The sequence below is a fragment of the Actinomadura darangshiensis genome (assembly GCF_004349235.1).
GTDB lineage: Bacteria > Actinomycetota > Actinomycetes > Streptosporangiales > Streptosporangiaceae > Spirillospora > Spirillospora darangshiensis.
In genome coordinates, this window is sequence record NZ_SMKY01000243.1 from 1 (window position 1) to 13,552 (window position 13,552).

At 71.2% G+C, this 13,552-nt stretch carries 14 protein-coding genes; 5 read left to right on the forward strand and 9 right to left on the reverse strand.

All coding sequences use genetic code 11. From position 1 onward, the window contains the following. The 3 genes from E1293_RS35325 to rlmN all read right to left on the reverse strand — a co-directional run. Positions 1-800, reverse strand: an 800-nt coding sequence (locus E1293_RS35325; RefSeq protein ID WP_132202488.1) for a DUF1963 domain-containing protein, incomplete at its 3' end; no start/stop codon positions are given. A 63-nt stretch (positions 801-863) separates the two neighbouring features. Next, positions 864-1,367 carry a DivIVA domain-containing protein gene (locus tag E1293_RS35330; RefSeq protein ID WP_132202490.1) on the reverse strand — a complete coding sequence of 168 codons (504 nt, stop codon included), beginning with the start codon at positions 1,365-1,367 and terminating at the stop codon, positions 864-866. Positions 1,368-1,426: 59 nt separating this feature from the next. Continuing rightward, positions 1,427-2,590, reverse strand: coding sequence for a dual-specificity RNA methyltransferase RlmN (rlmN, locus tag E1293_RS35335; protein WP_132202492.1), 1,164 nt, complete (start codon positions 2,588-2,590; stop codon positions 1,427-1,429). A gap of 112 nt (positions 2,591-2,702) precedes the next feature. Here rlmN and E1293_RS35340 point away from each other — a divergent pair, with 112 nt between their 5' ends. Then, complete coding sequence (locus E1293_RS35340) at positions 2,703-3,848, forward strand: suppressor of fused domain protein (protein WP_132202494.1); 1,146 nt, start codon at positions 2,703-2,705, stop codon at positions 3,846-3,848. A gap of 17 nt (positions 3,849-3,865) precedes the next feature. Here E1293_RS35340 and E1293_RS35345 read toward each other — a convergent pair whose 3' ends face one another. The 5 genes from E1293_RS35345 to rpsB all read right to left on the reverse strand — a co-directional run bounded on the left by E1293_RS35345 (position 3,866) and on the right by rpsB (position 8,235). Further along, complete coding sequence (locus tag E1293_RS35345; RefSeq protein WP_243717019.1) at positions 3,866-4,837, reverse strand: phosphatidate cytidylyltransferase; 972 nt, start codon at positions 4,835-4,837, stop codon at positions 3,866-3,868. Next, on the reverse strand, positions 4,837-5,394 hold the full coding sequence (gene frr, locus E1293_RS35350) for a ribosome recycling factor (RefSeq protein WP_132202496.1): 558 nt from the start codon (positions 5,392-5,394) through the stop codon (positions 4,837-4,839). Before frr ends, E1293_RS35345 begins: the two co-directional genes overlap by 1 nt. Before the next feature lie 75 nt (positions 5,395-5,469). After that, positions 5,470-6,168 (reverse strand): UMP kinase, encoded by a 699-nt coding sequence (gene pyrH, locus E1293_RS35355; protein WP_424923716.1) that lies wholly within the window; start codon positions 6,166-6,168, stop codon positions 5,470-5,472. A 135-nt stretch (positions 6,169-6,303) separates the two neighbouring features. Next, complete coding sequence (gene tsf / locus E1293_RS35360) at positions 6,304-7,140, reverse strand: translation elongation factor Ts (RefSeq protein WP_132202500.1); 837 nt, start codon at positions 7,138-7,140, stop codon at positions 6,304-6,306. Positions 7,141-7,224: 84 nt separating this feature from the next. After that, positions 7,225-8,235, reverse strand: coding sequence for a 30S ribosomal protein S2 (gene rpsB, locus E1293_RS35365; RefSeq protein WP_132202502.1), 1,011 nt, complete (start codon positions 8,233-8,235; stop codon positions 7,225-7,227). 385 nt (positions 8,236-8,620) lie between these two features. Between rpsB and E1293_RS35370 the strand changes: the two genes are divergently transcribed. Continuing rightward, entirely contained in the window at positions 8,621-9,316 is a 696-nt protein-coding gene (locus tag E1293_RS35370; protein ID WP_132202504.1) for a murein hydrolase activator EnvC family protein, read from the forward strand. A gap of 96 nt (positions 9,317-9,412) precedes the next feature. On the opposite strand, the gene E1293_RS35375 is transcribed toward E1293_RS35370, so the two are convergent. After that, positions 9,413-10,324 carry a tyrosine recombinase XerC gene (locus E1293_RS35375; protein ID WP_243717021.1) on the reverse strand — a complete coding sequence of 304 codons (912 nt, stop codon included), beginning with the start codon at positions 10,322-10,324 and terminating at the stop codon, positions 9,413-9,415. Between the two features lie 156 nt (positions 10,325-10,480). Between E1293_RS35375 and E1293_RS35380 the strand changes: the two genes are divergently transcribed. From E1293_RS35380 to dprA, 3 genes are all read left to right on the forward strand, one after another. Then, a complete protein-coding gene (locus tag E1293_RS35380) occupies positions 10,481-10,834 on the forward strand; it encodes a YraN family protein (protein WP_132202508.1) in 354 nt (117 codons plus the stop codon). Then, on the forward strand, positions 10,835-12,388 hold the full coding sequence (locus E1293_RS35385) for a YifB family Mg chelatase-like AAA ATPase (RefSeq protein ID WP_132202510.1): 1,554 nt from the start codon (positions 10,835-10,837) through the stop codon (positions 12,386-12,388). Next, on the forward strand, positions 12,385-13,552 hold a 1,168-nt coding region (gene dprA, locus E1293_RS35390), incomplete at its 3' end, for a DNA-processing protein DprA (protein ID WP_132202512.1). The genes E1293_RS35385 and dprA, both read left to right, overlap by 4 nt.

The following is a 13,552-nucleotide window of genomic DNA, read 5'->3' on the forward strand; positions in this document are numbered from 1 at the left end:
GTTAGCCATGAGTGCTCCACGGGGGTGTTCTGGCGGGTGCTGAAGTAGATGCGGCCCGGGTCGCCCCAGTACCAGCCGAGGCGGTCGTCGGAGTCGAGTTGGAGGAGGAGGTGCCACTCGTCTACCGCGCGCTGCTCCTCGGGGGTGAGGGCCGGAGGGGTGAGGGAGTTCAGGGCGCGGCCGGTCGAGGCGTACAGGCAGTCGGGGCCGAGGGGGCGCTGGACGAGTGTGGGCCAGCCGCCCAGTTGGTGAGCCGGTGCGTCGTCCGGGCAGGTGTGGCGCGTCCAGGCGGCGTGCAGTTGCGCGTACACGGGCTGGACACCGCTGTAGACGGTCTCCAAGCGCTGGACGACGGATTCCTGGGGTGAGGGCAGGGAGAGGAACGGTGCGGCGCCCAGCGTGACCCGCGGGAAGGAGACCGCGCCGGGCGGCGGAGATGCGGTGCGGAGGTCTCCGGTGAAGACGCGCCAGCCGTCGCGCTGGCCGGGATCATTGCCCCAGGGACGCGGGGTCTCGCTGGCGTAGTAGAACGCGGCCCTGCATGGCGGCAGGCCGGGAATGTCGCCGACGCCGGCGAAGTCGATGGCGCCGAGGAAGTCGAGCGGACGGCCGTTCCACTGCGGCCAGGGCTCGTCCGGTGGCAGCAGCGGGGCGCCGCCCAGGTGGACGGGCACCCGGCCGGCGGCGCCGAGGCGCAGCGCGGGCCTGATCAGCGGCACGAGGACGGCCGTGATCTCGGGGGCGAGGAAGACGTCGAACAGGGCGCGGAGCCGTCGGTACTGTGCGGCGAAGTGGTCCATGCCGGTAGCGTCGCGCGGGCCTCGCCGGGCGCGCAGCGTCCCGTGAAATTGTGGATAACCTCGTCAGCGTTCGAGGGCGGCGGCGAGCTGGAGCAGGAAGCGGTCGACCTCGTGCTCGTCGTAGCCGGGCCCGATCCGGACGGTCCGGAACGCGCTCTCCCGCACGTCGCGGGCCGTCACCGGCGGGGCGGCGCCGCGCAGGCCGGCGATCACGCGGTCGAGGAAGGCGTCCACGTCCCGCACGTCGTAGCCCGAGCGCAGCCGGGCGCCGGAGAACCGGGCGTTCTGGATCCAGTTGATCAGCCAGGCCGGCTGGGCGCGCGGGCGGCCCGGACGCTCCCCGATCGGCGCCGTGGCCTGCAGTTCCCTGATGCATTCGCGGAGCAGCTCGTCCACGGCACGATGCTCGTAGCCGCGCAGGACGATGGTGAAGCGGACCTGGCGCACCTCGTCCGCCGATATAGGCGGCCCGCCGCCCAGGGCCTGCGAGATCCGTTTCAGCAGGGCGTCGACCTGGCCCCGGTCATAGCCCCGCATGACCACCGGCAGCCGTGTACCCGTCCTCACCGGCACCGCGCTCCTCAGCCGTGTCCGCGCGGGCGTCAGGGACACGCCCCGCGGCGCGCTCAGTCCTTTGCCGACGCGGCCAGCTGCCCGCAGGCCCCGTCGATCTCCCTGCCCCGAGTGTCGCGCACCGTGACCGGGACCCCGTGGGCCTCCAGCCGCCGGACGAACTCGCGCTCGTCCTCGGGCCGGGAGGCGGTCCACTTGGAACCCGGCGTCGGGTTCAACGGGATCAGATTGACGTGAACGAGATTCCCGCGCAAGAGCCTTCCGAGAAGATCGGCCCGCCATGCCTGGTCGTTGACGTCCTTGATGAGGGCGTACTCGATCGAGACGCGGCGGCCGCTGCGGTCGGCGTAGGCCCAGGCCGCGTCAAGGACCTCGGAGACCTTCCACCGGTTGTTGATGGGCACGAGGTCGTCGCGGAGCTCGTCGTCGGGCGCGTGCAGGGACACCGCCAGCCGGACGGACATGTCCTCCGCGGCCAGCTTCTCGATCGCCGGAACGAGCCCGACCGTGGAAACCGTCACCGAACGCTGGGAGATGCCCAGGCCGGCGGGGAGGGGATCGGTGATCCGGCGTACCGCGCCCATCACGGCCTTGTAGTTGGCCAGGGGCTCGCCCATGCCCATGAAGACGATGTTGGAGACACGTCCGGGCCCGCCTGGGATGCGCCCGCCGGCGAGTGCGCGCGCGCCCGCGGCGACCTGCTCCACTATCTCGGCCGTCGAAAGGTTGCGGGTCAGCCCTGCCTGACCGGTCGCGCAGAAGGGGCAGTTCATGCCGCAGCCCGCCTGGGACGACACGCACATGGTGGCCCGGTCCGGGTACCGCATCAGGACCGACTCGAACAGGACGCCGTCGAACGCCTTCCAGACGGTCTTCAGGGTCGTCCCGTCGTCGCAGTCCAGCTCGCGTACCGGTGTCAGCAGCGAGGGCAGCAGCTCGGACACGAGCCGCTCGCGGACGGCGGCCGGCAGATCCGTCATCTTGGCCGGGTCGTCGACCAGCCGTGTGAAATAGTGCCGGGACAGCTGGTCGGCACGGAACGGCTTCTCCCCCAGCGCGGCGACCGCCTCGCGGCGCTCGGTCGTGGTGAGGTCGGCGAGATGCCTCGGCGGCTTGCCGCGCCTGGGGGCGGCGAAGACGAGCTTCGCCGGGGTCTTCTTGGGCGCGGTGCCGGCGGCGGGCTGAGTGCCGGTGGCGGCGGGCTGGGTGGCAGACATGGTGCTTCCAGTGTCGCAAACACCCGCGCATGCATTGTCCGTCCGCGGACACTCCCCAGCGTGAACCACGACATTCCTGCACATGACCTTGTGTGCGACTAAGGTCTCGATCATGTCGGTATTGCGCAGGGGCGCCGCCTCGCCCCGGGGGTCGGCGGCCACGGTCGTCCGCGCGGCGGCCAGCCCGTACGGGAGCCGCCGCCTCACCGTCCAGACCGACGGCGACGTCACCGCCGCCTACCTGAAGGACGCTCGCGACTCGGTGGTCGGGGCGGTCTGGGTCGCGAACCATCGCAATGCCCCGGCGGAGCTCGACCGGTCGCGGCTGGACGCCGGCCGCGCGCCCCTCCTGCCCGAGTCGCACGTGCACCATCCCGCGGGACGCGAGGCGCTGGACGGCGATGCCCTTGAGGTCGTGTGGTTCGAGGAGGGCGACGGCGTGGCCGTCCTGGAGGCGGGCGACCCGCTGTTCGTGATCCCCGGCTGGTCCGACATGGGCCGCGGAATCCCCGGATACGCCCGCGACGCCACCCTCCAGAGCCCCTTCGCCTTCCCGCTCGACGAGGAGATCGAGGACTTCGGGCCGCGCATCGAGCAGGCGCGCGAGCACTGGAAAAGGTGCCGCGCGGAGGGCTCTTGGGCGGAGTTCCAGCAGTCCGTGCTCGGCCATCTCCTGCAACGGCTCGGGCCTAGCGGGCACTACTGGCACGATGTCGGACGGCAATTGGCGAGCGGCAGGCCGAGCACGGCGCCGACAGTAGGTGTGTCGGAACGTCCCGCAAGGGGCGACCGCGAGTTCACGGTGCTGAGCACGATCGGGATGAGCCGCCAGCGGATGCCCACGGTCGAGTTGTACGAGGACGACGTCGCCCCATACGGGCGCATAGAACTGGCGGTCGCCACCACTCTGCCCAGCCAGCGGGCAGGCAGCATCTTCCCGTGGCTCGCGCAGTACCCCTGGCGCTCAGTGACCTGGTTCGCCCCTGGGGACGTCGTCAAGTGGTACCACGAGGCCCGCACGTTCCCACTGGGCAGCGGCGAATCGTCCTGGGAGGGTGTCCTCCTCCTGGACGATCCGAGCCGGCTGGCGGGTCCCGGCGCACCGGGCATGACCGGGCTGACGCTCAACGGCGACCCCGTCCGGTGGCTGTGGCTCGTGCCCATCACCGGTGAGGAGCACCGCTACGCCAAGAGCGAGGGCGCGGACGCCCTCATACGCCGCCTGGCCCAGCAAGGCCGCTCCTGGGTCATCTCCTAGCGGCGCCCTGCGGCGTCCTAGCTGGGGATGAACAACTCCAGCAGAAGCCACACGACAGGGGCCGTCGCCACCAGGGAGTCGAGGCGGTCCATCACGCCGCCGTGGCCGGGGAGGAGCGTTCCCATGTCCTTGATGCCGAGGTCGCGCTTCACCATCGACTCGACGAGGTCGCCCGCGGTCGCGGTGACCACGGCCGCCAGCCCGATGATCACGCCCTGCCAGATCTGCCCGCCGTCCAGCAGCCACCACACCAGCCACCCACCGACGATCATGCAGGTCAGCGCGGAGCCGGTGACGCCCTCCCAGGTCTTCTTCGGGCTGATCGCGGGCGCCAGCTTGTGCTTGCCGAGGAACGACCCGGCGAAGTAGCCGCCGATGTCGCTGGCGACCGTGGTGGCGACGAAGATGACGGTGCGGTGGTCGCCGTCGTCCGGGCGCATGAGCAGCGCGACGATCCCGCCCATCAGCACCAGGTAGCCGGCCACGAACGACCCGGCGGCGACGTCCCGGACGTATCCGGAGGCGCCCTCCGTCATGCGCGTCATCAGCAGCGCCAGCACCGTCAGGGACACCGCCGCGACCGTGGCGGTGGGACCCCAGACGTACGACACGACGGGGGTGCCGACCATGCCCGTCGCGACCGGGATGAACGGGACGCGGATGTCGCGGCTCTTGAACGCGTCCGTCAGTTCCCGCATGCCGAGGAACAGGAACACGACCATCACGGCAAGGAAGATCTCCTTGACCGTGTAGAGCGACAGCAGCGTGAGCGCGCCGAGCCCGACGCCCACGCCCATGGCGAGCGGCAGGTTGCGGCCCGTCCTGCTCGCGGGCTTCTCCCCGGGCGTGGCGCCACCGGGGGCCGGGGCGGAGTCCTCCGGTCCCTGCCCGGAGGGCGGGTCCACTGCTTCTCCGGGGGGCGGGCCGGCCATGTCGGCCTCCGGCTCATCCGGGGAGCCCGCGGGCTCCCCGGCGTCGTCGAGTTTCATCAGACTTCGAGCAGTTCGGCCTTCTTGTGCTCGAGCATCTCGTCGATCTGCGCCGTGTAGCGGTGCGTCGTGTCGTCGAGTTCCTTCTCGGCACGCCTGACCTCGTCCTCGCCGGCCTCGCCGTCTTTGGCGAGCTTGTCGAGGGTGTCCTTGGCGCGGCGCCGGATGTTGCGGATAGAGACCCGGCTCTCCTCCGCCTTCGTCCCGGCGACCTTGATGAACTCCTTGCGGCGTTCCTCCGACAGGTCCGGGAACACGACCCGGATGACGTTGCCGTCGTTGGTCGGGTTCACACCGAGGTCGCTGTCGCGGATCGCCTTCTCCACCGCCTGCATGGACGACTTGTCGAAGACCTGGACGATGACCATCCGCGGCTCCGGCAGCGTGAACGACGCGAGCTGGTTGATCGGCGTCGGGGTGCCGTAGTACTCGGCGGTGATCTTGTTGAACATCGCGGGGGTGACACGGCCGGTGCGGATGGCCTGGAAGTCCTCCTTGGCGACCGCGACCGCCTTGTCCATCTTCTCCTCGGCTTCGAAGAGGGTCTCGTCGATCACTGTGACTCCCATGTCATCTGGTCGGCCCTGGTCCCTGCGGTGCCGCGACGGGTTCGGCGCCGCGGCGGGCTGCGGTCAGCCCTGCGCCGGGCTGACCAGCGTGCCGATCTTCTCACCCCGGACGGCCCGGACGATGTTGCCCTGCCCCATGAGGTCGAAGACCACGATGGGGAGCGCGTTGTCCATGCAGAGGCTGATGGCCGTGGCGTCCATGACCTTCAGGCTCCGCTGTAGGACTTCACCGTAATCCAAACGGTCGAACTTGACCGCGTCTGGATTCTTTCGGGGGTCGGCATCGTAGACACCGTCCACTTGCGTCGCCTTCAGTACCGCCTCTGCACCGATCTCCAGTGCGCGCTGGGCGGCGGTGGTGTCGGTGGAGAAGAACGGCTGGCCGAGGCCGGCGCCGAAGATGACGACGCGGCCCTTCTCCAGGTGCCGGATGGCGCGCCGCGGGATGTACGGCTCAGCCACCTGGCTCATGGTGATGGCGGTCTGGACGCGGGTGTCGAGCCCCAGCTTCTCCAGGAAGTCCTGCAGGGCGAGGCTGTTGATGACGGTGCCGATCATCCCCATGTAGTCGGCGCGTCCGCGGTCCATGCCGCGCTCGGCCATGACGGCGCCGCGGAACATGTTGCCGCCGCCGCAGACGACCGCCACCTGCACGCCGTCCCGGACGGCCTCGGCGATGGCCTCGGCGACATGCTGGACGACCTCGGGGTCGATGCCGAGCGGGTCGCGTCCGGCGAAGGCCTCGCCCGAGAGCTTCAGCAGGACCCGCTTCCAGCCGGCACGCGGCGCGTGCTGGCCGGACGGCGAGGCCGCCGTCGCGCTACTGGTCGTCTTGTCCGGCACGTCGGCGGCCTCCTCGTTCGTCGCGGTATCTCGGGAACTCGTTCCAGAGTGCCCTTACGCCTGCCCGACCTTGAACCGGGCAAAACGGACTACCTTCACGCCGGCCTCGTCGAGGACCTTCGCGATCGTCTTCTTGCCGTCCTTCACGAACGCCTGCTCCACCAGCACGAAGTCGCGGAAGTAGGCGTTCACCCGGCCCTCGACGATCTTCGGGATGGCCTGCTCGGGCTTGCCCTCGTCGCGGGTGAGCTGCTCGGCGAGCGCCCGCTCCTTCTCGACCGTCTCGGCGGGGATCTCCTCGCGGGCGAGGTACTTGGGGGCCATCGCCGCGATCTGCTGGGCGATGTCCTTGGCGACCTCGGCGTTCTCGGTGTCCAGCTCGACCAGCACGCCGGTGGTCGGCGGCAGGGACGGGTCGGACTTGTGCAGGTAGCTGGCCACGTAGGCGCCCTCGAAGTGGGCGAAGCGGCGCAGCTCCAGCTTCTCGCCGATCTTGGCGCTGTTCTCCTCGATCAGGGCCTGGACGGTCGTGCCGGGCTCGATCTCGGCGGCCAGCAGGGCGGCGGCGTCGGCGGCACCGCTGCCGGCGGCGAAGTCGACCAGGCGCTGGGCCAGCTCGATGAACTGCGCGTTCTTGGCGACGAAGTCGGTCTCGCAGTTGAGCTCCAGCAGCGCGCCGTCGCCCGAGCCGTTGAAGTGCTCGGCGACCAGGCCGTTGGCGGCGGTGCGCTCGGCGCGCTTGCCGACGTCCTTGGCGCCCTTGAGGCGCAGCAGCTCGGTCGCCTTCTCGAAGTCGCCGTCCGCCTCGGTCAGGGCGTTCTTCACGGCCATCATGCCGGAGCCGGTCAGGTCGCGGAGCCGCTTGACGTCAGCGGCGGTGAAGTTGGCCATCGCTCTCTTCGCTTCTCTCGTCGTTGGTCCTTCGACCCGCTACGGCCCCGGCGGCCCCGCATGGGCGCCGCCGGGGCCGTGGGATCAAGCCTGCTCGTCCTCGGGCTTGGCGGCCTCGCCGGCGTCCTCGGCCTGCGCTGCCTCGGGAGCGTCCTCGGCCTGCGCGGCCTCAGGGGCCTCGGGGGCCTCGGCCTCCGCGGGGGCCTCCGCAGCCTGCTCCGCCTCGGGAGCCGCTTCGGCGGCCTCGGCGGTCGCGGCGACCTCGGCCTCCGCGGGAGCCTGCGCGTCGGCGCCCTCGGCCGGCTTGTTCTCCAGCAGGTCGCGCTCCCACTCGGCCAGCGGCTCGGAGCCGGCGGTGGCGGTGCCCTCGGCGGGCTTCTCGTCGCCGCCGGACGCGGCGCCCGCGCGCGCCATGAGGCCGTCCGCGACGGAGTCGGCGACCACGCGGGTCAGCAGGCTGACGCTGCGGATCGCGTCGTCGTTGCCCGGGACCGGGTAGTCGACCTCGTCGGGGTCGCAGTTGGTGTCGAGGATCGCGACGACCGGGATGCCGAGCTTCTTGGCCTCGTTGACCGCGATGTGCTCCTTCTTGGTGTCCACGATCCAGATGGCGCTCGGAACCTTCGCCATGTCGCGGATACCGCCGAGGGTGCGCTCCAGCTTGTCCTTCTCGCGGCGCAGGCCGAGGAGCTCCTTCTTGGTCATCCCGGAGCCGGCCACGTCGTCGTAGTTGATCTCCTCCAGCTCCTTGAGCCGGGTGAGCCGCTTGTGGACGGTGGAGAAGTTCGTGAGCATGCCGCCCAGCCAGCGCTGGTTGACGAAGGGCATGCCGACCCGGGTGGCCTGCTCGGCGATGGACTCCTGCGCCTGCTTCTTGGTGCCGACGAACAGGATCGTCCCGCCGTGGGCGACCGTGGCCTTGACGAACTCGAACGCGCGGTCGATGTAGGACAGCGACTGCTGCAGGTCGATGATGTAGATGCCGTTGCGCTCGGTGAGGATGAAGCGCTTCATCTTCGGGTTCCACCGGCGGGTCTGGTGGCCGAAGTGGACGCCGCTCTCAAGGAGCTGCCGCATGGTGACGACGGGTGCCATTGCCCGTGTTCTCCTTCTCTGGCCCTGCCGGGCCGCATTTGGTTGTCTGCCTGCGCCCGGGTGCGGCCCCACCGCCGGTGCTCCGACGGACCGAGGGACTGCGCCCCACCGCGATCGGTGGCATGCGGACGCGTGAAATCAGCCGCCGGGACATCTCCAGGCGGCTGTGACCCGTTGCCGGGTCTGGGTGCCACCCGCTCTGGGAGCGGGTTCTCGTCTCCCCGCCCAGAAGCGGATCGACGACGGCCTGGCCCGGCCGGTGCCCTTTCGGCACGACTACAGATTATCAGGGCGCGGAGGTGTCCGGGCATCATCGGTCCCGGCGGTTATCCACAGTTGCCGAACGTCCTCGACGCGGCACCGGGCGCCCGGCAGGGTTCGATGCATGACAGTGCTCACGCTGCTCCTCACCTGCATGATCACCGTCGGGGCGCCCGGCCTGGACGCCTGGCGGTGGCCGTTAGGCCCGCCCGCCCCGCGGGTGCTGCGGGGCTTCTCGCCGCCGTCCTCCCCGTGGGGCACCGGGCATCGCGGCGTCGACCTGGCGGCCCGTCCGGGGCAGAACGTCCATGCCGCCGGTCCGGGGCGCGTCTCCTACGCCGGCGATCTGGCGGGACGCGGAGTCGTCGCGGTCGACCACGGCGTGCTGCGCACCACGTACCTGCCCGTCCGTCCGAGCGTTGACGTGGGACGGCAGGTCACGTCCGGCACGCGTATCGGTGTCATCGAGGGCGGGCCGCTCCACTGCCGTGTCACCTGCCTGCACTGGGGGCTGCTCCGTGGTGCCCTCTACCTGGATCCGCTCAATCTCGTCCAGCAGCAGGTGCGGCTCCTGCCCCATTGGGAGCGTCCTGCACCGTCCGCTACCCCCCGCCCACCCGAACCGGCGCCGCAGCCAAGGATGGTCTTGCGTGACGCCACCACGGCGACGGGCGGGGCGGTGACGGGCATGGTTCTGACCGTCGCGCTGGCCTTCGCCTGGCGCCGTACCCGCCTGCGTTTCCGCCTGCACCACCGGCGCCGTCCACCGCCGGGCGTCATCAACCTCTCCCAAGAACGCCGCCTACGACGCACCCCCTAGCCCCACGCCGTGCCGCCCGGCTCTCCACCTTGCCGGGCGGCACGGAATGGCCGGTTCGAGTGTTCGAGAGCCGCGCACCCCAGGCGCGTCGGCGTGCTACTCCGATCGGGTGCCGCGAGGGTGGGCTTGGCCGTGGACCTGTTTGAGGCGTTCGGCGGACACGTGGGTGTAGATCTGGGTGGTCTGCAGGGAGGCGTGTCCGAGGATCTCCTGGACGCTCCGCAGGTCGGCACCGCCTTCGAGCAGGTGGGTGGCGGCGCTGTGGCGCAACCCGTGGGGGCTCAGGTCGGGAACGCCGCCAACCTCGGAAATCCGTGCGTGGACGATGCGGCGGGCGCTTGTTGGGTGGAGTCGTCCTCCGCGGGCTCCCAGGAAGAGGGCGGGGCCACTGTTCTCTGTCGTGAGGTCGGGGCGTCCTGCGCGCAGCCAATCCTGGACGGCGCGCGCTGCGGGTTCACCTATCGGGACCGTGCGTTCACGTCCGCCCTTGCCTAGGACGCGCACGGTTCCGCGACCGGTGTCCAGGTCATCGATGTCTAGACCGCACAGTTCACTGACGCGGACGCCCGTCCCATAGAGCACTTCCAGGACCGCCAGGTCGCGGAGCCCTAGCGGGCCTTGAACGTCCATGGTGTCCAGGAGGCGTGCCGCATCGTCCTGGGTGAGGACGCCTGGAAGGTCACGCTGTCGTTTGGGCGTGCCCAGCAGTAGCCCTGGGTCGTCCTCAAGCAGCCCGCTCCGGTGCAGGTGGTGGGTGAACGCGCGGACCGCAGCCGTGCGGCGCGCCAGGGTCGCCCTCGAACGGCCGAGTGCGTGCTGACGGGCGAGCCAGGCCCGCAGCAGCGAGACGTCCAGTTCGGCCGGTTCCGTCACCCCGGTATCGGCGGCATAGGCGCACAGGTCCGCCAGATCCCCGAGATAGGCCCGCAGCGTGTGCGGTGAGACGTCCCGTTCGGCGCGCAGATGGCGCCCGAACTCGGAGACGGCGTCCTCCAGCGCGATGGTCACAGGCGTCACGCTGCGCCAACACCCCGGCCGGCGCAAGCACCGGCCCCGGTTTCGAGCGGATTGCGGCGATTACTCACCCAAGTTATCCACAGAACGTCGTTCTACTGCTACGCATCGTGACGCTCCGGCAGGGTCGGAGCCCGGAGGTGAGGCCCCATGAACGCCCACATCAGCCTCGGGCGCCGCGGCGAGGACGCCGCCGCCACGTACCTGGCCGAGCTCGGCTGGACGATCCTCGACCGCAACTGGCGGTGCCGCGAGGGCGAGCTCGACATCGTCGCCCATGACGGCCGGCGGCACATCGTCTGCGAGGTGAAGACCCGCCGCTCGGCCCGCTACGGCGACCCCCTCGAAGCGATCACCGCCGACAAGGCCGCCCGGTTACGGCGCCTGGCCTGGCGATGGGCCGCCGCGCACGGGGTCGCCGGCGCCCCCATCCGGGTGGACGTCCTCGGCCTGATCGGCGACGGCGGCGGCTTCTCGATCGACCACCTGCGGGAGGTGTGCTAGATGACGCTCGCGAAGACGCGCTCGGTCTCCCTCGTCGGAGTGGACGGCTTCGTCGTGGACGTCGAGGCGGCGATCACCAGCGGAGTCCCGGGCCTGCACCTGGTCGGCCTCCCCGACACCGCCCTCAGCGAGGCCCGCGACCGGGTCCGCGCCGCCATCTTCAACTCCAATGAGGACTGGCCCAATCGCCATGTCACGGTCTCGCTGTTTCCGGCGAGCATGCCGAAGAAGGGCTCGACGTTCGACGTCGCCATAGCGATCGCGCTGCTCGCGGCGGCGGAGGTCGTCCCGCCGCGCAGCTGCGCCGGGCTGGTGCTGATCGGCGAACTCGGCCTCGACGGCCGAATCCGTCCCATTCAGGGCGTGCTGCCCGCCGTGCTCTCCGCCGCCAACCGGGGCTGCCGCACCGTCGTCGTCCCAAGCGCGAACGCGGCGGAGGCCCAACTCGTCCCGGGCATGGAGGTGGTGTCCGCGAGCACCCTGCGCGCGCTCCTCTGCCTCCTCCGGGACGAACCACCGCCCATCGAAGAGGACGACGACGACCAGTCCGCCACCCCGGCCGACACCTTCGCGCTGCGCCGGCAGGACATGCCACCCGATCTCGACCTGGCCGACGTCCGCGGCCAGGCCGAGGCCCGGCGCGCACTGGAGATCAGCGCCGCGGGCGGGCACCACCTGTTCTTCGCGGGCCCGCCGGGCTGCGGGAAGACGATGCTGGCGGAGCGGCTGCCGACGCTGATGCCGCCCCTGGAGCCCGAGATCGCATTGGAGGTCACCGCGATCCACTCCGTCGCCGGAACCCTCCGGCCGGGCCAGCCGCTGGTCACCCAGCCGCCGTTCTACGCGCCGCATCACACCGCCTCCCGCGCCTCGATGGTCGGCGGCGGCTCGGGCCGTGTCCTCCAGCCGGGCGCCGTGTCCCTCGCACACCGCGGAATCCTCTTCCTGGACGAGGCCCCCGAGTTCCAGGGCGGAACGCTCGACGCTCTCCGCCAGCCCCTGGAGGAGGGCGAGGTGCGGATCAGCCGCATCGAGGGCATCGCGCACTTCCCCGCGCGGTTCACGCTCGTCCTGGCCGCGAACCCGTGCCCGTGCGCCGCGGCGAAGCAGATCGACTGCTCCTGCGCACCCGGCATCCGCCGCAAGTACGCCAGCCGCGTGACCGGCCCGCTCCTCGACCGCATCGACCTCAAGCTGGAGCTGACACCGGCCAGCAGGGCCGAACTGCGCTACGACCTGGAGTTCGCCGAATCGAGCAAGGTCGTGGCCGAGCGCGTGCTGCTCGCCCGCGAACGAACGCTGACACGTTTGTCCGGCACCCCATGGCGGTCCAACTCGGAGGTGCCCGGCCCGGAGCTGCGCCGCCGCTTCACCCCTCCCCAGGACGCGATGCGCGGCGCCGACGAGGCCCTGCAGCGCGGGACGCTCAGCGCCCGCGGCCTCGACCGCATCCTGCGGGTCGCCTGGACGATCGCCGACCTCGCCGGTCACGACGAACCGGGCCCGGACGACATCGGCGGCGCGCTCGCCCTGTGGTCGGCGGGGCGCCAATGAGCGACGAGCGGACGGCCCGCGCCACCCTGACCGCGGTCGCCGAACCCGGCGACGCCTTCCTCAACCGGATCATCGACCACTGCGGCCCGGAGGAGACACTCGAAACGATCCGCACCACCCGCCTACCTCACGGCGTATCGGCCACGCCCAAGGAGATGCGGCGCCTCGACAACTGGCGCATCCGCCTGATCGCCGCGGAACCCGACCAGGACATGGCCGTCTGCGCCCGGTTCCGCGGCCGCCTCATCTGCCCGGGAGACCCCGAATGGCCGACGACCCTCGACGACCTCGGCACCGCACGGCCCTACGCGCTGTGGCTGCGCGGACCCGGCGACCTCCGCTACGGCTGCCTGCGTTCCGTCGCCATCGTCGGCTCCCGCGCCGCGTCCCCCTACGGCCTGCGCACCGCCGCCGACCTCGCGTCCGACCTGGCCGATGACGGCTGGACGGTGATCTCCGGCGGAGCCCTCGGCATCGACGCGGCCGCCCACCGCGGCTCGCTGGCCGCCGACGGCCCCACCGTCTCCGTCCTCGCCAACGGCGTCGACGTTCCCTACCCGGCGTCCAACGAGGGGCTGTTCGCGGAGATGGCGCGGCGGTCGCTGCTGGTGAGCGAGTCGCCGCCGGGCACCCATCCGCACCGGCTCCGCTTCCTCGTCCGCAACCGCGTGATCGCCGCCCTCTCGCGGGGCGCGGTCATCGTCGAGGCGGAGGCGCGCAGCGGCGCCCTCAACACCGCCGGCTGGGCGGTCAAGCTCGGCCGCGTCGTCATGGCGGTGCCCGGCCCGATCACGTCCCGCACGTCGGTCGGCTGCCACCGGCTCCTGCGCGAGGAGGGCATCACCCTCGTCACCCGTCCCGAGGAGGTCATCGAGGCCGTCGGGCGCATCGGCGCCGACCTGGCCCCGCCCCCGAACACGCCCGTCCTGCCCCGCGACCGCCTGGAATCGGTCACCAGGTCCGTCCTGGAGGCCTTCCCCGCCCGTGGCGCGACCGGTCCAGCCCAGTTGGCCGTCAAGGCCGGCGTAGACCTGAACACCGTCAACGCCAAGCTGGGCCTCTTGGCCGCCGCCGGATTCATAGAACGCGCCTCGTCCGGCTGGCGCCTGACAAAGTCCGGCAAGTCCCCCGCCGGCCCGAACACCGATCCCCAACCCCTGAAAG